The sequence below is a fragment of the Streptomyces hydrogenans genome (assembly GCF_014656075.1).
GTDB lineage: Bacteria > Actinomycetota > Actinomycetes > Streptomycetales > Streptomycetaceae > Streptomyces > Streptomyces hydrogenans.
Window position 1 is genome coordinate 31,075 of the sequence record NZ_BNBS01000031.1, and the last position, 23,545, is coordinate 54,619.

A 23,545-nucleotide genomic window follows, 5' to 3' on the forward strand; every position below is an offset into this window, starting at 1 on the left:
AGGGGTGCGGGGCCCGGGAGTTCCGGGACCGGCGGGGCCTGTCCGGCGGACAGGCCCCCGAGGGCCTACTTGATGCCCAGCTCGGCGCACTTGGCGGCGAGGTCCGCGGAGCAGATGTCGGCGGCCGCGTAGATGCCGTCCTTGATCACCGTGGACTGGATGTTGGTCTTGTCGACGACCACCGGCGGGAAGAGGGTGGACTTCACGCCGTCCGTCTCGCCCTGGGCGCCGAGGTCCTTGCCCTGGAGCAGGTTGACCGAGAACTTGGCGGCCTCGGGGGCCAGCTGGAGCGGGCTCTTGTAGATGGTGAAGGTCTGGGTGCCGGCGACGATGCGCTGGATGCCCGCGACCTCGGCGTCCTGGCCGCCGACCGGGATGCCCTTGATGCCGGCGTTCTCCAGGGAGGTCACGATGCCGCCCGCCATGCCGTCGTTGGCGGAGTAGACGGCGCCGATCTTGTCCTTGCCGACGGAGGAGATGGCGGCGGCCATCTTCTCGCCCGCGACCTTCGGGTCCCACTCGCCCGAGGCCTCGTAGGCGATCTTGCCGACCTTGCCGTCGAGGGCGGTGTGCGCGCCCTTCTTGAAGAGACCGGCGTTCGGGTCCTTCTCGTCGCCGTTGATCATGACGATCTGGGCGGAGGCGGCCTTGTCGCCGAGGGCGGCGAGGAGCGCCTGGCCCTGGAGCTCGCCGACCTTGTTGTTGTCGTGGCTGACGTAGGCGTCCGCGCCCTCGATCGCGCGGTCGTACGCGACGACCTTGACGCCCTTGTCCTTCGCCTCCTTGACCCAGCCGGCCGCCTTGGCGGAGTCGACCGGGTCGAGCGCGATGACCTTCACGCCGTCGGCGATGAGCTGGTCGAACTGCTGCTTCTGCTTCACGACGTCGGAGACGGCGTTGTTGTACACGACCTCGCAGTCGCCGCAGGCGTCCTTGACGGCCTTCTCGAACTGCGGCTTGTCCAGCGACTCGTACCGCGCGGTCTTGTTCTCCGGGAGGAGCAGACCGATCTTGGTCGAGCTGCCCTTGTCCTCGCTGTCACCGCCGCCGGCCTTGCCGCAGGCGGAGAGGGCGAGGGCCATCGAGACCGCGGCCGTGCCTATGACGACGCGACGGGTCATTGCGTTCATGTGGGGTGCCTCCCTGACGAGGCCGCGACGGTGCGGCCGAGGTGCCACGAAGTCAACTCGGCCGTAACCCCGCCGTCAAGAAGTGAAAACTTAACGAGATGACAACGGTGGTTAGCGTTCTCTAAGTGAAGGCAGGCACGGAGGCCGGACCGGCCGCCGGAAATGCTCCCTCTGTCCCGCTGAGCAGGGTCGAATCGCCCATCTCGCTCAGCACCAGGGCGAGCGCCCCCAGCACCTCCGCCCGGGCCCCGAGGGCCCCCTGCACAAGGGAGAGCTGGCGGGCGGCGCTCGGGATCGCGTACCGGCCGACCGAGTCCCGTATGGGGGCGAGCACCAGCTCCCCCGCCTCCGCGAGGTCGCCGCCGAGCACGACCCGGCTCGGGTTCAAGAGATTGCAAAGGTTGGCGATGCCGCTGCCGATGTGGCGGCCCACGTCGGCGATGACCCGACGGCAGCCCGGGTCGCCCTCGCGGGCCAGCTGCACCACCCGCTCCATGGTGAGGTCCGGCCCGTGGCTCGGCTGGAGCAGCGGCAGCACGTACCGCGCGGCCGTGAAGGTCTCCAGGCAGCCGCGGTTGCCGCAGCGGCAGACCGGGCCCGACTCGTCGAGCGTGATGTGGCCGATCTCGCCGGCCGTGCCGCCCGGCCCCCGGTAGACCCGCCCGTCGATCACCAGACCGGCGCCGACACCGCTCGCCACCTTGATGTACGCCAGGTCCTTGACGCCCCGCCCGCTCCCCCACACCAGCTCGCCGAGCGCGCCCAGATTGGCGTCGTTGTCGACGTGGACGGGGACCCCGAGCCGGGCGGACAGCTCCTCGGCCGGGTTGATGCCGCCCCAGCCCGGCAGGATCGACGTCGAGCCGAGCGTGCCGGAGGAGACGTCGATGGGGCCCGGCACGCCGAGACCCACGCCGATCACCTTGTCCCGGCCGATGCCGGTGGCCTCGATCAGCCGGTTGACCAGCTGCTCCGCCCGGTCGAAGCCCTCCGCGGCGGAGGCGTCCACGTCGAGCGGCTCGGACTCCTCGGCGAGCACCTGGTGGGCGAGGTTGCCCACCGCGACCCGCAGATGGGTGTGGCCGAAGTCCACGCCGATGACGATGCCCGCGTCGCCGGAGAGCGAGACGCTGCGGGCCCGCCGGCCGCCCGCCGAGGTGGGGGTCACCTCGACCGTGCCGCCGTCCTTCAGCTCCCGGACGATGTTGGAGACGGTCGCCGCCGACAGTCCCGTCGCCCGGGCGATCTCCGCCTGGGTCAGCGAACCGGCCATCCGGACGGCGCGCACGACCCGCTCGAGATTGGCCCTGTGCAGAGACGTCTGCGACCCCGGAGTCTCCATCGACTCTCTCACTCCCACCGTTTTCTCCAACATGTGAACTCTAAGGGGACGCTTTCGCCTTCACTCCCGTCAAGACCCGGAACAGCCGAAGGCCCCCCGCACGCGGACGCGTGCGGGGGGCCGTGCGGAGCGTGGGAGCGCTCCAGCCGTCGCGGGGGTTACTTCACGGCGCCGGCGGTGAGTCCGGCCACCACCTGCCGCTGGAAGACGATGTACGCGGCGAGCACCGGCAGCATCGCCATCACCAGGCCGGCGAAGAGCCCGGACCAGTCGCCCTTGTAGCCCTGGCTGACCGCGAGCTGCACCAGGCCCTGCGAGAGCACCTTGTTGTCGGGGTCGGTGTTGAGCACCGTCGGCAGCAGGTACTGGTTCCACTGGCCGAGGAAGTTGAAGATGCCGACGCTGATCAGGCCCGGCCGGGCCATCGGCAGCATCACCTGGAAGAAGGTGCGGGTGTGCGAGGCCCCGTCGATGAAGGCCGCCTCCGCCACCGAGGTCGGCAGGGTCCGGAAGAAGGCGGTCAGGAAGAAGACGGTGAAGGGCAGCGAGTACGCGATGTAGACCAGGATCAGCCCGTGCAGGGTGTTGACCAGGGCCATGTTCTGCATCACGTAGAAGAGCGGCACCAGCGCCAGGATGATCGGGAAGCTCATCCCCCCGATGAAGAGGAAGTAGAGGAAGCGGTTCCCGGGGAACTCGAAGCGGGCCAGCACGTACGCCGCCATCGAGCCCAGCAGCAGGGTGCCCACGAGCGAACCGCCGACCACCACGATCGTGTTCAGGAAGTACTCGCTCATGTGCGCCTGGGTCCAGGCGCGCGACCAGTTGTCGAAGTGCAGCGCGTCCGGCAGCGACCACGGCGAGGTGAAGATCGCCCGGTCGGTCTTGAAGGAGGTCATGACCGCCCAGAGCAGCGGCATCACCACCATGATCGCCCAGATGATCAGCACACCGTGCGAGAAGACGTTGAGGACGCCGCCCTCGCGCTTCTCCTTGACGGGGGCCGCGACCTTGGTCACCGCGGGGCCCTCGGCCGCGCGGGGGGCGGGGATCTGCGCGTCGCCGGTCGGCGGGGTGTCGGTGGTCTTCATCAGAACTCCAGCCGCTCGCGCCGGCCCAGCTTCATCACGACCGCCGCGAAGGCGAGGGTGACGAGGAGGAGCGCGACGCCGATGGTCGTGGCGTAGGCGGCCTGACCGTCCCGGAACGCCTTCTGGTACACGTACAGCGGCATGACGATGGTGGAGTAGTCGGGCCCGCCGCCGTTGGGGCCGACGGTCATGATCTGCACGACCGCGAAGGACTCCGCGCCGAGCGCGAGGATGCCCATGTAGATCCAGCCGGACTGCACGGTGTCCCAGAGCAGCGGCAGGGTGATCCGGAAGAAGGTGGTGAAGCGGTTGGCGCCGTCCAGCAGCGCGGCCTCGTAGAAATCGCGCGGAATGGACGCCATGCCCGCCGAGAAGAGGACCACGAAGAAGCCGACCGTGGACCAGACGAGCACCACCATGACGCAGATCAGGGCGAGGTTCGGATCACCGAGCCAGTCCGGCTGGATGCTGCCGAGCCCGACCGCCTTGAGGAACGAATTGATGGCCCCGCTGTTCGGGTTGTAGGCGAACTGGAAGAGCAGCGCCACGATCACGATCGACAGCACCTGCGGGAAGAAATAGACGATCTTGTAGAAGGACGAACCGCGCACACCCGTGACCGCGGCCCCCTTCCTCCGCCGGCCGCCCACATTCAGCATGAAAGCGAGGAACAGCGCGAATCCGACGGTCACCAGGGGAAGGACGACCGCGAAGGTCAGACTGTGCTGGAGGGACTTCCAGAAGATCTCGTCCTCGAACAGCCTGGTGTAGTTGTCGAATCCGATGAAGCCGAATTCCGGGCTCAGCCCGCTCCAGTCCGTGAGCGAGTAGTAGATGGACTGGACGAACGGCCAGATGACGAAAAGCGTGTAGAGCGCCAGGGGAACCACCAGGAACCCCACGATGAAACGGTACTTGCCGTGCTGCATGCCTAACCGACCCCGATCTCCGGCGAAGGGCGCGCCGCGGCGCCGCGCGCCGAGGGGCCGGGGCCCGCTCCCGGTCGGCGGGAAGGGGCCCCGGCACAGCTCACTGGTGCTTGTAGTGCTTGATGTTCGGGTCCTTCGCCGCCTCGTCGGCGAACTTCTGGATCTTCTTGATGGTCTCGGCCGGGGTGGCGCGGCCCGCCATCATCTCGCCGATGCCGGCGACGCCGATCTTCTCCTTCTGGAGGGCGACGTACCAGTCCTGGAGGCGGGGGTTCACCACGTTCGTGCCGGCCTTCTCCAGCGCCGCCACACCGGACTTGAGGCCCGGGGAGAGCTCGATGCCGTCGGTGCCGCCGTTGAGCGCGCTGAGGGACTTCACGGACTGCGTGAAGCTCTTGGAGGAGGCCTCGCTGAGCATGATGCGCAGCTGCTCCATGGCGCCCTCGGGGTTCTTCGCCTTCGCCGGGACGATGAAGGGCTCGCCGCCGGCCGCCCAGATGGTGCCGAAGGGCATCTTGTCGGAGGAGTCGAGGCCGGTCGGGGCGGAGACGGCGAGGCCGAAGTCGGCCGGCATCGTCTTCGCGGCCTCGTTCTCGACCCAGGAGCCGTTCGGGATGAAGAGGGCCTTGCCCTCGGTCCAGGCGGTCTGCGACTGGATGTGGTCGAGGCCGGGGGTGCCCTGGAGGATGTAGCCCTTGCGCTGGAGCTCGTAGTACGCCTCGAAACACGCCTTGACGGCCGGGTGCTCCCAGGCCTTCGGCTCCAGGTTGTCGATCGCGTCGAGGACCTCGCGGCCGCCGACCTTGCCGATCATCGGGTAGAGCGAGAAGGGGAGGTAGTACGGGTGCTTGCCCGCGTACGTCCAGGGCGCGATGTCCTTCTTCTTGGCCTTCTCGCAGACGGCCAGCATCTCGTCCCAGGTCTCGGGGTACTTGGCGTCGAGCGAGTCGAGCAGCTTCTGCGAGTACCACACGCCGTAGACGGTGTAGGCGTAGTTGAGCATCCAGCACGGCTGGCCGTCGAACTGGCCCATCTCGATGATGCCGGGGCGCAGGGTGTCGCGGACCTTCTTGCTCGGGTCGTCCACGGAGGGCGCGTCGAGGAGCGGGGTGAGGTCGGTGAGCTGCTTCTGCCCGACGAGGACGCCCATGTCCATCTGCTCGGCGCCGGAGTTGTCGATCAGGTCCGGCGGGTTGCCGCCGTTGAAGCGCGGCTGGAGCTCGGTGGTGATCTTCTGGGTCGGGGTGAACTTGACCTTGGCCTTGGGGTAGCTCGTCTCGTAGAGCTTGATCGCGTCCTTGGCGTACTGCTGGCCGAAACCGCCGTCGAAGAGGAAGAAATCGAGCTCTGCCGACTCATTCACCCCGAGCGGGTTCTTCTCGGACTTGACGCCCTTCTCGACCTTGTCGTTGGTCTCGCCGCCGCCGCTGGCGCAGGCGGAGAGGAAGCCCATGGCCGGGACGGAGATCAGACCGACAGCGGCGGAACGCTTGATCAGATCGCGACGGCCGAGGCCGCCCTCGTTCGAGTGGGCGGAGGTGGATCCCATGCTCAAGTCCTCGCCTTCATTCAGGACTCAGGCGGTGTACCGGTCGCCCGTACTTCGTCTCGCCACCGGCGAAGGGCCCCGCCACCGCGGTCATTTGCAGCTGGGTCGTGCAGGCGTCGGGCCTGCGCCGGAAGAATCCGACGGGCTGGACGCCGACAGGTATAGTCCACTTCCCTCGGCGGGAGCAAGATCGAAAGCAGCATTCCTCGGGCATCTTTCCCGAGTTGAGACCTCGGGCATTTCCCCGGAGCCCCCGCCGGGAGACTGCCCCGCCCGACCGGAACACACCCCTCCGTGATGCGTTCACAAGCTGAATGGTCCATTCGCAATCCGGCGAAACGGACGGGCCCCGAAGGAAGTTGCGGGATGGCTGGAACCGCAGGGGCTCCCCCACCGTCTTCCTGTCATGTACGGAGTCGCTGCCGGGCGGGCGGAAACGGGGGAAAACCCGCCGAACCGGGCCGAGTTCGGTGGCGTTTCGTGCAGTTCTGTTCTCGATTCTGATCTGGAGATCACGTGGCCAAGACTTCTGGCCTGAACCGCACGGGCGTGCTCGCCCGCGTCACGGTCGCCGCGGTGACCGCCGCCCTGGTGGCCACCACGACGGCCGCGGTGGCGGCCGAGCCGGGTCCGACCTTCAAGCCCGCGCCCACGCAGCAGTCGGACCGCGTGTCGGCCTTCGCGGCGACCGCGACCACCGGGGCCCCGCTCAACCCCCTGTACGGCGTGAACAGCGCCGGTGACATCTGGGGGTACATCCCCGTCAGCGGCGGCGGCATCCAGCGGCTCGCCGACAAGTCCGGCGACGGCTGGACCTCGTACAAGCACTTCAACCAGTCCGACGTGGACGCGCAGCTCAACCAGTACGGCTACAAGCAGTCTGACGGCTGGTACGCGGTCCGCAGCGACGGCCGGCTGAACTACACGGACGGCGGCCCGCTCCGTGACCTCGGCGGCGGCTGGAACATCTACAACAAGGTCATCTCGGCCGGCAACACGGGCGGCGGCGCGTCGGAGGACATCCTGGCCCGCGACAGCGCGGGCGTCCTGTGGCACTACCTGGCCTACAGCAACGCGGCACTGACCCAGCGCACCCGCATCGGCGGCGGCTGGAACGCCTACACCCAGATCGCCGGCAAGGGCGACGTGAGCGGCGACGGCAAGGCCGACATCGTCGCCCGCGACCGCGACGGCGTCCTGTGGCTGTACAAGGGCACCGGCAGCCGCACCTCGCCGTTCACCGGACGCACCCGGATCGGCTCGGGCTGGAACACGTACAACCTGCTGGTCTCGTCCGGCGACCTGACCGGTGACGGCCGGGCCGACCTGGTGGCCCGCGACGGCTCCGGCGCGCTGTACCTGTACAAGGGCAAGGGCAGCTCGACCTCGCCGTACTCCGGCCGCGTCAAGATCGGCACCTCGGGCTGGAACGGCTTCCGCGCGATGTTCTGATCGTCCCGGTACGACGGAAGGGCCCCGCTCCTCGCGAAGAGGAGCGGGGCCCTTCCCGCTTGCTACCGGATCAGCGGGGTGTTCAGCCGCGGATCAGGTTGCGGAGCACGTACTGCATGATGCCGCCGTTGCGGTAGTAGTCCGCCTCACCGGGGGTGTCGATGCGGACGACCGCGTCGAACTCGACACCGGTGTCGGTGGTGACCTTCACCGTGCTGGGGGTGGTGCCCTCGTTCAGCTCGGTGATGCCGGCGATGGAGAAGGTCTCCTCGCCGGTCAGGCCCAGCGAGTCGGCCGACTGGCCGGCCGGGAACTGGAGCGGGAGGACGCCCATGCCGATGAGGTTCGAGCGGTGGATGCGCTCGTACGACTCGGTGATGACGGCCTTGACGCCGAGGAGCGCGGTGCCCTTGGCGGCCCAGTCGCGGGACGAGCCGGAGCCGTACTCCTTGCCGCCCAGGATGACCAGCGGGGTGCCGGCGGCCTGGTAGTTCTGCGAGGCGTCGTAGATGAACGACACCGGGCCGTCCGCCTGGGTGAAGTCGCGGGTGTAGCCGCCCTCGGTGCCCGGCGCGATCTGGTTGCGCAGGCGGATGTTGGCGAAGGTGCCGCGGATCATGACCTCGTGGTTGCCTCGGCGCGAGCCGTAGGAGTTGAAGTCACGACGCTCCACACCGTGCTCGGTGAGGTACTTGCCGGCCGGGGTGTCGGCCTTGATGGCGCCGGCCGGGGAGATGTGGTCGGTGGTGACCGAGTCGCCGAGCTTCGCGAGCACGCGGGCGCCCGTGATGTCGGTGACCGGGGTGGTCTCCATCGTCATGCCCTCGAAGTACGGGGGCTTGCGGACGTAGGTGGACTCGGTGTCCCACTCGAAGGTGTTGCCGGTCGGGATCGACAGCGCCTGCCACTGGGCGTCGCCGGCGAAGACGTCCTGGTAGGACTTGGCGAACATGTCCTCGCCGATCGCGTGCGCGACGACGTCGTTCACCTCGGCCTCGGAGGGCCAGATGTCCTTGAGGAAGACCGGGTTGCCCTCGGTGTCGGTGCCGAGCGCCTCCGTGGTGATGTCCACCTTCATGGAGCCCGCGAGGGCGTACGCGACGACCAGCGGCGGGGACGCCAGGTAGTTCATCTTGACGTCGGGGTTGATGCGGCCCTCGAAGTTGCGGTTGCCCGAGAGGACCGAGGTCACGGCGAGGTCGTGGTCGTTGACCGCCTTGGAGACCTCCTCCGGCAGCGGGCCGGAGTTGCCGATGCAGGTGGTGCAGCCGTAGCCGACGAGGTTGAAGCCGACCTTGTCGAGGTACGGGGTGAGGCCCGCCTTGTCGAAGTAGTCGGTGACGACCTTCGAGCCCGGGGCGAGGGTGGTCTTGACCCACGGCTTGCGGGTCAGGCCCTTCTCCACGGCCTTCTTCGCGACGAGCGCGGCGGCGACCATGACGTACGGGTTCGACGTGTTGGTGCAGGAGGTGATGGCCGCGACCGTCACCGCACCGTGGTCGAGCGTGTAGGTCGAGCCGTCGGGGGCGGTCACCTCGACCGGGTTCGACGGGATCGTGCTGGAGACGGCCGGGGCGTCGGAGGCCGGGAAGGACTCCTGGCCCGCCTCGTCGACCGAGTCGACGTAGTTGCGCACGTCCTGGGCGAACTGCTCGGCGGCGTTCGCGAGGATGATGCGGTCCTGCGGGCGCTTCGGGCCGGCGATGGACGGGACGACCGTGGAGAGGTCGAGCTCCAGCTTCTCGGAGAAGTCGGGCTCGGCCTTCGGGTCCAGCCAGAGGCCCTGCTCCTTGGCGTACGCCTCGACGAGCGCGACCTGCTGCGCGGAGCGGCCGGTGAGCTTGAGGTAGTTCAGGGTCTCGTCGTCGATCGGGAAGACCGCGGCGGTGGAGCCGAACTCGGGCGACATGTTGCCGATGGTGGCGCGGTTCGCGAGGGAGGTGGCGGCGACGCCCTCACCGTAGAACTCGACGAACTTGCCGACGACGCCGTGCTTGCGCAGCATCTCGGTGATGGTCAGCACCAGGTCGGTGGCGGTGGTGCCGGTGGGCAGCTCGCCGGTCAGCTTGAAGCCGACGACGCGCGGGATCAGCATGGAGACCGGCTGGCCGAGCATGGCGGCCTCGGCCTCGATGCCGCCGACGCCCCAGCCGAGCACACCGAGGCCGTTGACCATGGTGGTGTGGGAGTCGGTGCCGACGAGGGTGTCGGGGTACGCCTGGCCGTTGCGGACCATGACCGTGCGGGCCAGGTGCTCGATGTTCACCTGGTGGACGATGCCGGTGCCCGGGGGGACGACCTTGAAGTCGTCGAAGGCGGTCTGGCCCCAGCGCAGGAACTGGTAGCGCTCCTTGTTGCGGCCGTACTCCAGCTCGACGTTCTGCGCGAAGGCGTCGTTGGTGCCGAACTTGTCGGCGATGACGGAGTGGTCGATGACCATCTCGGCCGGGGAGAGCGGGTTGATCTTCGCCGGGTCGCCGCCGAGCGCGGCGACGGCCTCGCGCATGGTGGCGAGGTCGACGACGCAGGGGACACCGGTGAAGTCCTGCATGATCACGCGCGCCGGCGTGAACTGGATCTCCTGGCTCGGCTGGGCCTGCGAGTCCCAGTTGCCCAGGGCCCGGATGTGGTCGGCGGTGATGTTCGCGCCGTCCTCGGTGCGGAGCAGGTTCTCCAGGAGGACCTTCAGGCTGTAAGGGAGGCGCGCGGAGCCCTCGACCTTGTCCAGCTTGAAGATCTCGTACGACTCGTCGCCCACGCGCAGCGTGCTGCGGGCGTCGAAGCTGTTCGCCGACACGACAGTCTCCTTCATCAATGTGCGCGTACTACCGTCATGCTGCCGCCACGGCTTCTCGCCGATCCGCTAAGGTAAGGCTAAGTTAGGTAACCCTTACCGGGGAGGCGGCCGCAGTGCGCCGTCAGCAGTTATCTCGATGTCGAGATAACTCTAGTGCATCCCCGGCCGTCGGTCATGCCCGGCCGCCCCGCGATCTCACGTGGCGGGCCGGACGGACGCGTACGCGCACGGCCACGGGCGACGGGGCGGCGGGGGCGATCCGGGGGCTGCTCCGCGCACGCGGGGGGCGAGGACCCGGACCCGGAGAAGGCGACACGCGCGGCCCGGCGCGGGTCGACACCGACGGTCTCGTGCGGGTCGACACCGACGGTCTCGCGCTGATCCCCACCCGGCCGGACGCGCCGGCGGCGCCGGCGGTCCACCTCGACCGGGCGGACGGCTCCCGGGTCGGGCCGACCGAACCACCCGCCGACGGGCCGGACCGCCAGTCGCTCGCCCACGACTCCGCGCCGACGCGGGCGGTCGCGCCGGTCCCGCCCGGCGGCGGGGAGGCCGTCCGTCTCCAGCCGCACACCCGCAAGGGGGGCAGGTCCGGCCGCACCCGCCGGAGGAGGTCCCGCCGCTGGACGGCGAGCTCGCGTCGACGGGTTCGTACGTCCTGCGCCGCTCCGGCGGGCGGGAGCCGCTGCGGGTGACCCGGCACGCCGGATCCGCCTTCGCCCTCCACGCCCTGCGGCCGGACCACCACCCCGGGGAGCGGCTGTGCGGGGGGGGCGGGCGCGTTCGCGGCCGGGGCCGTCCCGCCGGGGAGGCCGGGGCTGCCGTACGTGCGCTCGCGCGACCCCTGGACGCCGGCGCCCACCGGGGAGCCGAAGCGGACCCGAGCCGGGATCCTTCCGCGCCTCCGTTCGGACGCGCGCGCGTTGCCGCGCGGGTGGGGCGGGGCGACGATCGGTCCATGTTCAGCGGCGCGCACATCACCCTCTACAGCCGGGACGCGGAGGCCGACCGGGCCTTCCTCAAGGACGTCGCCGGGTTCCCGCACGTGGACGCCGGGCGGGGGTGGCTGGTGTTCCGGCTGCCGCCCGCCGAGCTCGCGGTCCACCCGGTCGGGGAGGGCGGCTCGCGGCCCGAGGTCTATCTGATGTGCGAGGACATCGCCCGCACCCTCACCACGCTGGAGGACAAGGGCGCGGAGATCTCACGGGCCATCACCGACCAGGGGTGGGGGCTGCTCGCGGCGGTACGGCTGCCGAGCGGCACGGAGGTTCCGCTGTACGAGCCGCGACACCCCACGGCCATCGACCTCCCCACGTAGACCAAACCGGTCATATAACCTCATACGTAACGACACGTCACTCGAATGCCGCACCCCAATGATCGTTGCATCTCATATCTGAGATAACGTGACGGCATGGCAGACGACTACCTCGTACGCATCGGCAAGCTCATCCGTGACGCACGGCAGCACCGCGGCTGGACCCAGACGCAGCTCGCCGAGGCTCTGGCCACCAGTCAGAGCGCGGTCAACCGGATCGAACGCGGCAACCAGAACATCAGCCTTGAGATGATCGCCCGCATCGGCGAGGCGCTCGACAGCGAGATCGTCTCCCTCGGCTACGCCGGCCCCATGCACCTCCGCGTCGTCGGCCGCCGCCGCCTCTCCGGCTCCATCGACGTCAAGACCAGCAAGAACGCCTGCGTCGCGCTGCTCTGCGCCACCCTCCTCAACAAGGGCCGCACGGTGCTGCGCCGGGTCGCCCGCATCGAGGAGGTCTTCCGCCTCCTCGAAGTGCTCAACTCCATCGGCGTCCGGACCCGCTGGATCAACGACGGCGTGGACCTGGAGATCGTGCCGCCGGCCGAGCTGGACATGGAGTCCATCGACGCCGAGGCCGCCATCCGCACCCGCTCCATCATCATGTTCCTCGGCCCGCTGCTGCACCGCCTGGACCGCTTCAAGCTGCCGTACGCCGGCGGCTGCGACCTCGGTACGCGCACGATCGAGCCGCACATGATCGCGCTGCGCCGCTTCGGCCTGGACATCACCGCCACCGAGGGCCTCTACCACGCGCAGGTGGAACAGGGCGTGGCGCCGGTCCGCCCGATCGTGCTGACCGAGCGCGGCGACACCGTGACCGAGAACGCGCTCCTGGCGGCCGCCCGCCACGACGGCGTCACCGTCATCCGCAACGCCTCCTCCAACTACATGGTCCAGGACCTGTGCTTCTTCCTGGAGGCGCTGGGCGTCCGCGTCGACGGCGTCGGCACCACCACACTGACCGTGCACGGCGTCCCGGAGATCGACGTCGACGTCGACTACTCCCCCTCCGAGGACCCGGTCGAAGCGATGAGCCTGCTCGCCGCCGCCGTCGTCACCGAGTCCGAGCTGACGATCCGCCGGGTGCCGATCGAGTTCCTGGAGATCGAGCTCGCGGTCCTGGAGGAGATGGGCCTCGACCACGACCGCTCCGCCGAGTACGCCGCCGACAACGGCCGCACCCGGCTCGTCGACCTGACGGTCCGCCCCTCCAAGCTGGAGGCGCCGATCGACAAGATCCACCCGATGCCCTTCCCGGGCCTCAACATCGACAACGTCCCCTTCTTCGCGGCCATCGCGGCCACCGCCCAGGGCCAGACCCTCATCCACGACTGGGTCTACGACAACCGCGCCATCTACCTGACCGACCTCAACCGCCTCGGCGGCCGCCTCCAGCTCCTGGACCCCCACCGCGTCCTGGTCGAGGGCCCCACCCGCTGGCGCGCCGCCGAGATGATGTGCCCGCCCGCCCTCCGCCCCGCCGTCGTCGTCCTCCTCGCGATGATGGCCGCCGAAGGCACCTCCGTCCTCCGCAACGTCTACGTCATCAACCGCGGCTACGAGGACCTGGCCGAGCGCCTGAACTCGGTGGGCGCGCAGATCGAGATCTTCCGCGACATCTGAGCCCGCCGCCCCCCGCACGACGGAAGGCCCCGCCGTCCCGGCGGGGCCTTCCGTCGTGCGGGGGGCGTCAGCCGCCCGGCATCATGCCGCCGCCCTTGAGGCGTTCGATGTCGGAGGGGCGGACCTTGATGGCGAAGACGGCTATCAGGAAGGAGACGATGGCGAAGGCCGCGGCGACGATGAAGCCGGCGGAGACGCCGGAGGTGAGGACCTCGTCGCCCCAGGGGGGCGGCAGCTGACCGGTCTCGGCGAAGCGGGCCTTCTCCAGGGGGCCCGCCTGGGCCAGGAAGGCGGGGACCTGCTCGTCGGCCTCGTTGCGGCTGGCGGTGCCGAAGACCGTCACCAGGATGGACAGGCCCAGCGAACCGCCCACCTGCTGCGTCGCGTTGAGGAGACCGGAGGCGGCGCCGGACTCGGCGGGCTGGACGTTGGAGAGCGCCATCAGGGTCAGCGAGACGAACATCAGGCCCATGCCGGCGCTGAAGACCAGCATCGGTCCCAGGATCGAGCCCGCGTAGGTGGAGTGGACGTCCGTCAGGGTCAGCCAGGACAGGCCCACGGCCAGGCAGAGCGAGCCCAGCACCATGAAGGGTTTCGGGCCGAACTTCGGCAGCAGCTGGGAGGTGATGCCGGCCACGACCGCGATCACCGCGCTGACCGGCAGGAAGGCGAGGCCCGCCTCCAGCGGGCTGAAGCCCAGGACCTGCTGCACGAAGAGGGTCAGGAAGAAGAACATCCCGAAGATCGCCGCCGCCAGGCAGAGCATCATGCCGTACGTGCCCGCCCTGTTGCGGTCGGCGAACATGTGCAGCGGGGTGATCGGCTGCCGGCTCCTGCGCTCCACCAGGATGAAGGTCACGAGGAGCACGACCGCCGCGCAGAACGAGGCGATCGTCCAGGGATCGCTCCAGCCCTCCTGCGCCGCGCGGATGAAGCCGTACACCAGCGCCACCATGCCGAGGGTCGACGTGAGCGCGCCCGCCAGGTCGAAGTGGCCCGGATGGCGTTCGGACTCCCTGACGTGACGGGGGGTCAGGATCGCGATCATCACGGCGATCGGCACGTTCACGAAGAAGATCCAGCGCCAGTCGAGCCATTCGACGAGCACGCCGCCCGCGAGCAGTCCGATCGCGCCACCGGCCGCCGACACGCCCGCGAACACGCCGAAGGCCCGGTTGCGTTCGGGCCCCTCCTCGAAGGTGGTCGTGATCAGGGAGAGCGAGGTCGGCGAGGCGATCGCGCCACCGACGCCCTGGAGGGCCCGGGCCGCGAGGAGTTGCCACCCCTCCTGCGCGAACCCGCCCAGCAGGGAGGCGAATCCGAAGAGCAGCACGCCGAAGATGAAGACGCGGCGCCTGCCGAGGATGTCGCCGGCCCGCCCGCCGAGCAGGAGGAGACCGCCGAAGGTCAGCGTGTAGGCGTTGACCACCCAGGAGAGGCTGGTGGTCGAGAAGTCGAGATCGCTCTGGATGTGCGGCAGTGCGATGTTGACGATGGTGATGTCGAGAACGACCATCAGCTGGCAGGAGGCGATGACGAACAGGGCGATGCCCTTGCCGTCGCCCTTGCCGGTGGGCGTGGAGTCCACCGCCGGGGTCGTCGGCTTCGGTGTACTGCTCATGATTCGTTCATGGCGCGTCGCGCCCTCACCACAGGAGCCGTGGACCGGTCGATCCACCATTCGACCCTAAGCCCGCCCCTCCGGGGCGACCAGTCGATCAAGCACCGCCCGGTTCCTCCAGCACGGCGATGCCGTCGAGTTCGACGAGCGCCCCCTCCTCCCGGAGCCGTGCGACCTCCACGACCGTCATCGCCGGATAGTCGCGGCCCGCCATCCGGCGCCAGATCCGGCCCAGTTCGGCCGAGTCCGCGCCGTGGGCCGCCACGTCGGTCGTGTACACCGTGACGCGGGTCAGGTCGGCGGGGCCTCCGCCCGCGTGCCGCAGCGCGGTGAGGAGGTTGCCGAGCGCCGTGGCGAACTGCTCGGTCAGCGTCGTGCCGACGACGGCGCCGGCGCTGTCGAGCGCCCGCTGCCCGGAGAGGAAGACCAGCCGGCTGCCGTTGGCGGTGACCGCGTGCGAGAAGCCGGCCGGCGGGGGGAGTTCCGCGGGGTTGTGGCGGTGCAGGCTCATCGGGGCGGCTCCTCACGGGTCGGGAGTCCCCACCGGTCAGGACTCCGCGCCGGGGTCGGGAGTCCTCACGGCGGGGAGGGACGGCCGTGCCGTCTCCCTCGCGCTCCCGTCGTCTGTGCTTCCCACCGTGCTGCCTGACCGCCCGGGGCGCACGCCGGAGAGCCGCGGCTCGGAACCCGCGACCGGCGTACGGCTCCGGGGCTTCGCGCTCGGAGCCGTAAGCCGGTCGCCGGGGCTTCGCGCCCGGGGCCGCACGCCGGTCGCCGGGCCTTCGCGCCCGGAGCCGTACGCCAGCCACGGGGGCTTCGCGCTCAGGGCTGTACGCCAGCCACGGGGGCTTCGCGCTCGGAGCCGTACGCCGGCCGCCGGGGCCTCGCGCCCGGAGCCGCACGCCGGTCGGCGGGTCGCGGCGGACGGATCGGGTGAGAATGCGGGCATGTGGGCCCTCTTCGACGCCCCCGGGCGTCCCGGTCGCCGTCGGCGGACCGGACCAGGCGGCGCGGCGGCCCGGTCGCGTCGCGGTTCCATGACGTCCGTCAATGTCACGATACGCCTCCGGGGCGAGGGGCCGGAACCGTGGAGCTGACGCCTTCCGGGCACGTCGACGGCTTCGCCCGCGAGCGCCTGCCGCCGGCCGCGCAGTGGCCGCGGCTGGTCTTCGAGCTGCCCGGGCTCGACTACCCCGAACGGCTCAACTGCGCCGCCGAACTCCTCGACCGGACGGCGGAACGGTTCGGCGCCGGGCGGCCCGCCTTCCACGACGGGGAGGGCGGCAGCTGGAGCTACGGTGAGCTGCGCGAGCGCGTGGACCGCGTCGCCCGGGTGCTCACCGGCGAGCTGGGACTGCGGCCCGGCCATCGCGTCCTGCTGCGCGGGCCCACCACACCGTGGCTCGCCGCCTGCTGGCTCGCCGTCGTGAAGGCCGGCGGGATCGCCGTCACCGTCCCGGCCCAGCAGCGGGCCGCCGAGCTGGCCGTCGTCGCCGGGACGGCCGCCTGCTCCCTCGCCCTGTGCGACGCCGGGGCGCTCGACGAACTGCGCGCCGCCCGCGTCCCGGGCCTGACGGTCGTCCCGTACGGCGGCGGCGGGCCCGGCGACCTCCTCGCCCGCGCCGGGCGCGGGCCCGCCCGCCCCTACCGCGCGGCGGACACGGCCGCCGACGACGTCGCCCTGATCGCCTTCACCTCCGGCACCACCGGCCGCCCCAAGGGCTGCGTCCACTTCCACCGGGACGTCCTGGCCGCCGCCGACACCTTCTCCGCCGAGGTCCTGCGGCCCCGCCCGGACGACGTCTTCGCCGGCTCCCCGCAGCTCGCCTTCACCTTCGGCCTCGGCGGCCTGCTGGTCTTCCCGCTCCGCGCGGGCGCCAGCGCCGTGCTGCTCGACCGGGCCGGGCCCCAGCAGCTGCTCGCGGCGATCGGCCGGCACCGGGTCTCGGTGCTCTTCACCGCGCCCACCGCCTACCGGGTGATGCTCGGCCTCCTCGACGGCGGCTCCCCCGCCGACCTGTCCTCGCTGCGCCGCTGCGTCTCGGCCGGCGAGGACCTCCCGGAGGCCGTCTGGACCGGCTGGTACGCCCGCACCGGGCTGCGGCTCATCAACGGCCTCGGCGCCACCGAACTGCTCCACATCTTCGTCGCCGCCGCCGACGCCGACAGCCGCCCCGGCACCACCGGCCGCCCCGTGCCGGGCTGGCAGGCCGCCGTCCTCGGCCCGGACGGCCGGCCCGTCCCCGACGGCCGGGAGGGGCTGCTCGCCGTGCGCGGCCCCGTGGGCTGCCGCTATCTGGCCGACCCCCACCCGACCGGGCACCGCTCGGCGGCCGGCCCGCGCCCGGCCGACCCCCGTCAGACGGAGTACGTGCGGAACGGCTGGAACGTCACCGGCGACCGGTACGTCCGGGAGCCCGACGGCCGGTTCCGGTACGTCTCCCGCGCCGACGACATGATCATCTCGGCCGGGTACACGATCGCCGGGCCCCAGGTGGAGGAGGTGCTCCTCGGCCATCCGGACGTCGTCGAGGCGGCGGTCGTGGGCCGCCCCGACCCGCTGCGCGGCCAGATCGTCGTCGCCTACGCGGTGGTGCGGGACGGGGTCGCGCGGGACCCGGCCACCGCCGCCGCGCTGCGCTCCTTCGTGCGCGCCCGCCTCGCCCCGTACAAGTCGCCCCGCGCCGTCGTCTTCGTGGACGCGCTCCCCCGCACCGCCACGGGCAAAATCCAGCGCCGCCGACTGCGCGGCTGATCCGGAACGGCCCCGCGACCTCGGATCCCGCCGCCGCCGGACCCGACCGCGCCGCGGACCGGACCGCCGGGGCGGCCCGGAACGGCCTAAAGTGATCACGTGGCCGAGCAGCACACCCCCCGTTCCCTCATCGTCTCGCTCTACGGCGCCTACGGCCGACCGTCGGAGGAGACGCCGATGCCGGTGGCCGCGCTCATCCGGCTGCTCGCCGCGGTCGGCGTGGACGCCCCCTCGGTGCGCTCCTCCGTCTCGCGGCTCAAGCGGCGCGGGCTGCTGCTGCCCCGCCGGACCCCGGACGGCTCGGCGGGTTACGCACTCTCCGACGACGCGCGCCGGCTCCTGGAGGACGGCGACCGGCGGATCTACGCCAGGACGGAGCCGTCCCTGGCGGACGGCTGGGTCCTCGCCGTCTTCTCCGTCCCCGAGCAGGAGCGGCACAAGCGGCACCTGCTGCGCTCCCGGCTCGCCCGGCTGGGCTTCGGGACGGCGGCGCCGGGCGTCTGGATCGCGCCGGCCCGGCTGTACGAGGAGACCCGCCACGCCCTGGAGCGGCTGGAGCTCTCGTCGTACGTGGACTTCTTCCGGGGCGACCACCTCGGCTACACGGCGACGGCGGAGGCGGTGGCCCGCTGGTGGGACCTGCCCGCGATCGCGCGGCTGCACGAGGAGTTCCTGGCCGGTCACGAGCCGGTCCTCGCGGCCTGGCGGGCGGCCCCGGGCACGGTGGAGGACGCCTACCGCGACTACCTCCTCACTCTCGACGCCTGGCGCCGGCTGCCGTACGCGGACCCGGTCCTGCCGCCCGAGCTGCTGCCCCCCGACTGGCCGGGACAGCGCTCGGCGGAGGTCTTCGCCGCGTTGCACGCGCTGCTGTGGGAGCGGGGCGCGGAGTACGTCCGGGCGGTGGAGAAGGACCTGTAGGGGGAGGCCGGGACGACAGCGCCCGCACGCCCCTGCCCGCCGAAAGCCCTCCCGCTCGGCGGCTCGTCCAAGGTCCCGGGCCGGGAGGACCTGGGTCCCTCCGGGCCGGGCGGGGGGCCTCTGTGGCTGGATCTTGCCCCCCTATAGGGTTGAAACCCGGACGTCTCGGCTTCCGCTCCCCCGCCATCCGGACGCCCGCCCGCCACCACCCGGCGAAGGGATCCGCCCCCATGCCCGAACTCACCGGCCCCGCACCCGGCCCTCCGGCCGCCGAGCCCGGGGCCACCTGGCGCGTCCACCTCCCCCGTACCACCGCCGCCGTCCCGATGGCCCGCGCCCTGATCCGCACCGCGCTCGGAGAGATCGACCCCGACGGGCCGGGCGCCGCCGACGGGCACGGCGGGCCGGACCGGTCCGGCCGGCCCGACCGCGACACGGCGGAGCTGCTCACCGCCGAGCTGGTGGCCAACGCGGTCGAGCACACCTCGGGCGAGGGAGCGATCGAGCTGGTCGTGGAGCTGTTCGCGGCGCCGGGCGGCTGTCAGATCGAGGTGCACGACCCGGATCCGGCCCGCCCCGGGCAGCTGGTCTGTCCGGATCCGGACGCCGAGGTCGACCCCTGGCAGGAGCACGGCCGCGGGCTGCTGCTGATCCGGGCGCTCAGCAGCGACTGCGGCCACCGCCCGACCGCGCACGGCAAGGCCGTGTGGTTCACGCTCCCCCGGCTGCCCGCCCAGCGGCGTCCGCCGCGGGCGTGAGCGCGAGACGGGAGTGGCGGCGCCCGTAGACGGCGTACAGGACGGCGCCGACGACGAGGAAGCAGGCGAAGACCAGCCAGGTCCGCCAGCCGGTGCCCCAGATCAGGTAGAGGCAGAAGCCGATGCCGAGGACCGGGCTCAGCGGGTAGAGCGGCACCTTGAAGGAGCGGCCGAGGCCGGGCTCGCGGCGGCGCAGCACCATCACCGCGAGGTTCACCACGGCCATGATCGCGAGGGTGCCGATGGTGGTGAGGTCCACGACGACGTCGAGCGGGGCGAAGGCGGCCGGGACGGCGAAGACGGCGGCGACGATCCAGGTGTTGGCGACGGGGGTGGAGGTCCTCGGGGAGACCCGTTCGAGGATCCGGGGCATCAGGCCGTCGCGGGACATCGCCATGAGGATGCGGGTCTGGCCGTACATCACGGCGAGCACCACGGAGGCGATGGCGACGACCGCGCCGAAGGCGATGACGCCGCCGCCGACGGACGAGCCGGTGACCTGGTCGACGACCAGCGAGAGCGCGGCGGGCTTGCCGGCGACCTCGTCGGCGCCGAGCGCGCCGATGGCGGCGAGGGCGACCGCGCAGTAGAGCACGGTGACGAGGCCGATGCAGATGAGGATCGCCAGCGGGATGTTCCGGCGCGGGTTCTTCACCTCCTCGCCGGCGGTGGTGATGGCGTCGAAGCCGATGTACGAGAAGAAGGCGACCGAGGCGCCGGCCGTGATGCCGGCCATGCCCTCGGTGGCGAACGGCGAGAGGTGCCCGGCCTCGAAGGCGGAGAAGCCGATCGCGCAGAAGACGATCAGGATGCCGATCTTCAGGACCGCCATGGCGGCGGTGGCGCGGGCGCTCTCGCGGACGCCGCGGACCAGCAGCGTCGCGGCCATCAGGATGACGACCACGGCGGGCAGGTTGATCACCCCGCCCTCGGCGGGACCGGCGGCGAGGGCCTCGGGCAGCCGCAGGCCGGTGAGGCTGTGGAGGAGTTCGTCGAGGTACTGGCTCCAGCCGACGGCGACGGCCGAGACGGAGACGCCGTACTCCAGGAGCAGGCACCAGCCGACGAGGAAGGCGGCGCGCTCGCCGAGGCTCGCGTAGGCGAAGGAGTAGGACGATCCGGAGACCGGGATCGCTCCGCCGAGCTCGGCGAAGGAGAACGCGGTGAAGACGCAGGTGATCGCGGCCAGGACGAAGGAGACGACCACGGCGGGGCCCGCCTCGGCGACGCTGTCGGCGAGGCCGACGAAGATGCCGGTGCCGACGATCGCGCCGACGCCGAAGCACACGAGCTGGAAGAGGCCCATGGTGCGCTTGAGGCCGTGTCCCTCCAGGTCGGCGCCGGATTCGGCGATCAGCTGCTGGGGGGACTTGATCCGCGAGAACATGCGGCGCTTCTTCTCTCTGGTCTTGCATCCGGCGGGCCGACCGGCCGTACATCGGGTCTCTCACGCCCGGCCGTACGTCCGGTCACGCGGCCGGGCGCGCATGCGTGAGGGGGGTCCGGGCATGTATGCCCGGACCCCCCTGAACGATGCGATGGTAGACCGTACGCCGCATATTCACCCAATCAGCCGCAAAGCCATGCCCTGGTGGGCGTGGCACTACGACCGGCGGGTGCGGCGCTACGACCCGGCGGGCGTCGGCGCGGGGCCGGCCAGGGTGGCGACGAGGACGGCCTTGATGGTGTGGAGCCGGTTCTCGGCCTCGTCGAAGACGACCGAGTGGGCCGACTCGAAGACCTCGTCGGAGACCTCCAGCTCGGTCAGCCCGTGCCGGTCGTGGACCTCGCGCGCGACCTTCGTGCCGAGGTCGTGGTAGGCGGGCAGGCAGTGCAGGAACTTGACGTCCGGGTTCCCGGTGGCGCGCAGCACGTCCATGGTGACGGAGTACGGGGAGAGGGCGGCGATCCGCTCGTCCCACACCTCCTTGGGCTCGCCCATGGAGACCCACACGTCGGTGACGACGAAGTCGGCGCCCAGGACGCCCTCGGCGACGGACTCGGTCAGGGTGAGCCGGGCGCCGCTCGCCTCGGCCAGCTCACGGGCGGCGGCGACGACCTCCTCGGCCGGCCAGTACGCCTCGGGCGCGACGATCCGGACGTCCATGCCGAGCAGGGCACCGGTGACGAGGTAGGAGTTGCCCATGTTGAAGCGGGCGTCGCCGAGGTAGGCGAAGGTGATCGACTCCAGCGGCTTGGCGCTGTGCTCGGTCATGGTGAGCACGTCGGCGAGCATCTGGGTGGGGTGCCAGTCGTCGGTCAGGCCGTTGAAGACGGGGACGCCGGCGAACTCGGCCAGCTCGTCCACGGTGGCCTGGCTGTCGCCCCGGTACTCGATGCCGTCGAACATCCGGCCGAGGACGCGGGCGGTGTCCTTCACCGACTCCTTGTGCCCCATCTGGGAGCCGGAGGGGTCGAGGTAGGTGGTGGAGGCGCCCTGGTCGGCGGCGGCGACCTCGAAGGCGCAGCGGGTGCGGGTCGAGGTCTTCTCGAAGATCAGGGCGATGTTCTTGCCGGACAGCCGGCGCACCTCGGTGCCGGCCTTCTTGGCGGCCTTGAGCGCGGCGGCGAGGTCGATCAGGCCGCGGAACTCCTCGGCGGTGAAGTCCAGCTCCTTGAGGAAGTGGCGGCCGGAGAGGTCAGGGGCCATGGTGGGCGCTCCTCGGGTGGGTGCGGACGGGGACGGGCCGCACGGGGAACGGGCCGCGCGGCGGGGCGCCGCACGGCGAGGAGCCGCACGAACGCTGGAAGTGTATACGCACTTTAGTATGCCTATACAGTCTGGTGTCCTTACCGCCCGCTCACACCGCGTCCCGCACCACCGGGCAGCTCATGCACCGCGGGCCGCCCCGGCCGCGCCCCAGCTCGCTCCCCGGGATCTCGATCACCTCGATGCCCCGTTTCCGCAGGTGCGTGTTGGTCGTGACGTTCCGCTCGTACGCCACCACCACCCCCGGCTCCACCGCCAGGACGTTGCAGCCGTCGTCCCACTGCTCCCGCTCCGCCGCGTGCACGTCCTGCGTGGCCGTCAGCACCCGCACGTCCTGGAGCCCCAGCGCGGCGGCGATCGCGCTGTGCATCTGCTCCGGCGGATGGTCCGTCACCCGCAGCGCCTGCCCCTCGTCACCCGGCTCGATCGTGTACGAGCGCAGCATCCCGAGCCCCGCGTACTGGGTGAAGGTGTCCCCGTCCACCATCGTCATCACCGTGTCCAGGTGCATGAACGCCCGCCGCTTCGGCATGTCGAGCGCCACGATCGTCCGCGCCGAACCCGCCGCGAACAGCCCCCGCGCCAGCATCTCCACGGCCTGCGGGGTCGTCCGCTCGCTCATCCCGATGAGCACCGCGCCGTTGCCGATGACGAGCACGTCGCCGCCCTCGATCGTCGAGGGGTAGTCCGCCTGCCCCTCCGACCAGTGGTGGAACGGCCCCGCCCCCGCGCCCGTGAAGAGCGGATGGTGCTTGTAGATCGCCTCGAAGTGCACCGTCTCGCGCTGCCGCGCCGGCCACTTCATCGCGTTGATCGACACCCCGTCGTAGATCCACGCCGAGGTGTCCCGGGTGAAGAGGTGGTTCGGCAGCGGGCCGAGCACGAAGTCGTCCAGCTCCAGCGCGTGGAAACGGACCGACGTCGGCTCCCGGTGCGCCGCCAGGAACTCCCGCTTGGTCATCCCGCCCACCAGCGCCTCCACCAGCGCCCCGGTCTCCAGCGAGTCGAAGGCGGCCCGCAGGTGGTCCGCGGCGAGCGGCCCGTACTCCTTCTCGTCGAAGACCCGGTCCAGGACCAGCGCCCGCGCCGCCGGCACCTCCAGCGCCTCCCCCAGCAGATCGCCGAAGAGATGCACCTCCACACCCCGGTCGCGCAGCACGTCCGCGAAGCCGTCGTGCTCCTGGCGGGCCCGCCGCACCCACAGCACGTCGTCGAAGAGCAGGGCGTCCTTGTTGGACGGGGTCAACCGCTTCAGCTCCAGATCCGGGCGGTGGAGGATCACGCGGCGGAGCCGGCCGGTCTCGGAGTCGACATGGAATCCCATGCGCCCATCCTGACGGAGCGAACGCCCGCGCGCGTGGGACGCGCACGGCCGAATTCCGCACCACGGGCGGGGCGGTGGGGCTGGGGGGCGCCGGACTGTGGGGCGGGGGACCGGGTCCCGTACGGGGCGGGGCGTGGGTACGGGGGCGGTCGCAGAGTCGCGGGAACGGGGGCGGACGCGGAGCCGCGTACGGGCTCGGCCGGCTCCGCTCCGCGCACCGGC

The 23,545-nt window shown here is 71.2% G+C and carries 17 protein-coding genes; 6 read left to right on the top strand and 11 right to left on the bottom strand.

Annotated features, from left to right (window positions below; genetic code table 11):
• Positions 1-65: 65 nt before the first annotated feature.
• The 5 genes from IE321_RS15695 to ngcE all read right to left on the bottom strand — a co-directional run bounded on the left by IE321_RS15695 (position 66) and on the right by ngcE (position 6,041).
• On the bottom strand, positions 66-1,130 hold the full coding sequence (locus IE321_RS15695; protein ID WP_043224511.1) for a sugar ABC transporter substrate-binding protein: 1,065 nt from the start codon (positions 1,128-1,130) through the stop codon (positions 66-68).
• Between the two features lie 121 nt (positions 1,131-1,251).
• Positions 1,252-2,472, bottom strand: a complete 1,221-nt coding sequence (locus tag IE321_RS15700) for an ROK family transcriptional regulator (RefSeq protein ID WP_043224512.1) — start codon at positions 2,470-2,472, stop codon at positions 1,252-1,254.
• 158 nt (positions 2,473-2,630) lie between these two features.
• Positions 2,631-3,563, bottom strand: a complete 933-nt coding sequence (locus tag IE321_RS15705; RefSeq protein WP_190223347.1) for a carbohydrate ABC transporter permease — start codon at positions 3,561-3,563, stop codon at positions 2,631-2,633.
• Complete coding sequence (locus tag IE321_RS15710) at positions 3,563-4,492, bottom strand: carbohydrate ABC transporter permease (RefSeq protein WP_043224514.1); 930 nt, start codon at positions 4,490-4,492, stop codon at positions 3,563-3,565. The genes IE321_RS15705 and IE321_RS15710 overlap by 1 nt, the downstream gene beginning before the upstream one ends.
• A 100-nt stretch (positions 4,493-4,592) precedes the next feature.
• Complete coding sequence (gene ngcE / locus IE321_RS15715; RefSeq protein WP_043224515.1) at positions 4,593-6,041, bottom strand: N-acetylglucosamine/diacetylchitobiose ABC transporter substrate-binding protein; 1,449 nt, start codon at positions 6,039-6,041, stop codon at positions 4,593-4,595.
• Positions 6,042-6,557: 516 nt separating this feature from the next.
• Between ngcE and IE321_RS15720 the strand changes: the two genes are divergently transcribed.
• Positions 6,558-7,493: an FG-GAP repeat domain-containing protein gene (locus IE321_RS15720; protein WP_190223348.1), complete on the top strand. Its 936-nt coding sequence runs from the start codon at positions 6,558-6,560 to the stop codon at positions 7,491-7,493.
• Positions 7,494-7,575: 82 nt separating this feature from the next.
• On the opposite strand, the gene acnA is transcribed toward IE321_RS15720, so the two are convergent.
• Positions 7,576-10,290 (bottom strand): aconitate hydratase AcnA, encoded by a 2,715-nt coding sequence (gene acnA / locus IE321_RS15725; RefSeq protein ID WP_043224516.1) that lies wholly within the window; start codon positions 10,288-10,290, stop codon positions 7,576-7,578.
• 958 nt (positions 10,291-11,248) lie between these two features.
• Here acnA and IE321_RS15730 point away from each other — a divergent pair.
• A complete protein-coding gene (locus tag IE321_RS15730) occupies positions 11,249-11,608 on the top strand; it encodes a VOC family protein (protein ID WP_043224517.1) in 360 nt (119 codons plus the stop codon).
• 96 nt (positions 11,609-11,704) lie between these two features.
• Complete coding sequence (locus IE321_RS15735) at positions 11,705-13,234, top strand: helix-turn-helix domain-containing protein (protein WP_043224518.1); 1,530 nt, start codon at positions 11,705-11,707, stop codon at positions 13,232-13,234.
• Positions 13,235-13,301: 67 nt separating this feature from the next.
• On the opposite strand, the gene IE321_RS15740 is transcribed toward IE321_RS15735, so the two are convergent.
• Positions 13,302-14,855 carry an MFS transporter gene (locus IE321_RS15740; protein ID WP_079022046.1) on the bottom strand — a complete coding sequence of 518 codons (1,554 nt, stop codon included), beginning with the start codon at positions 14,853-14,855 and terminating at the stop codon, positions 13,302-13,304.
• Positions 14,856-14,952: 97 nt separating this feature from the next.
• The gene (locus IE321_RS15745; RefSeq protein WP_043224628.1) at positions 14,953-15,366 is read right to left on the bottom strand and encodes a RidA family protein; all 414 of its coding nucleotides are present in this window, start codon (positions 15,364-15,366) and stop codon (positions 14,953-14,955) included.
• Positions 15,367-15,942: 576 nt separating this feature from the next.
• Here IE321_RS15745 and IE321_RS15750 point away from each other — a divergent pair.
• From IE321_RS15750 to IE321_RS15760, 3 genes are all read left to right on the top strand, one after another.
• Complete coding sequence (locus IE321_RS15750; protein ID WP_190223350.1) at positions 15,943-17,610, top strand: AMP-binding protein; 1,668 nt, start codon at positions 15,943-15,945, stop codon at positions 17,608-17,610.
• Between the two features lie 99 nt (positions 17,611-17,709).
• Positions 17,710-18,531, top strand: a complete 822-nt coding sequence (locus tag IE321_RS15755) for a PaaX family transcriptional regulator (protein ID WP_190223351.1) — start codon at positions 17,710-17,712, stop codon at positions 18,529-18,531.
• A gap of 230 nt (positions 18,532-18,761) precedes the next feature.
• Positions 18,762-19,289 carry an ATP-binding protein gene (locus tag IE321_RS15760; RefSeq protein WP_190223352.1) on the top strand — a complete coding sequence of 176 codons (528 nt, stop codon included), beginning with the start codon at positions 18,762-18,764 and terminating at the stop codon, positions 19,287-19,289.
• Here IE321_RS15760 and IE321_RS15765 read toward each other — a convergent pair.
• The 3 genes from IE321_RS15765 to IE321_RS15775 form a co-directional block, all read right to left on the bottom strand.
• Entirely contained in the window at positions 19,243-20,676 is a 1,434-nt protein-coding gene (locus IE321_RS15765; RefSeq protein ID WP_190223353.1) for an amino acid permease, read from the bottom strand. The genes IE321_RS15760 and IE321_RS15765 overlap by 47 nt on opposite strands.
• A gap of 237 nt (positions 20,677-20,913) precedes the next feature.
• On the bottom strand, positions 20,914-21,939 hold the full coding sequence (gene argF / locus IE321_RS15770) for an ornithine carbamoyltransferase (protein ID WP_043224632.1): 1,026 nt from the start codon (positions 21,937-21,939) through the stop codon (positions 20,914-20,916).
• A 151-nt stretch (positions 21,940-22,090) separates the two neighbouring features.
• Positions 22,091-23,323 (bottom strand): arginine deiminase, encoded by a 1,233-nt coding sequence (locus IE321_RS15775; protein WP_043224633.1) that lies wholly within the window; start codon positions 23,321-23,323, stop codon positions 22,091-22,093.
• Between the last annotated feature and the right edge of the window lie 222 nt (positions 23,324-23,545).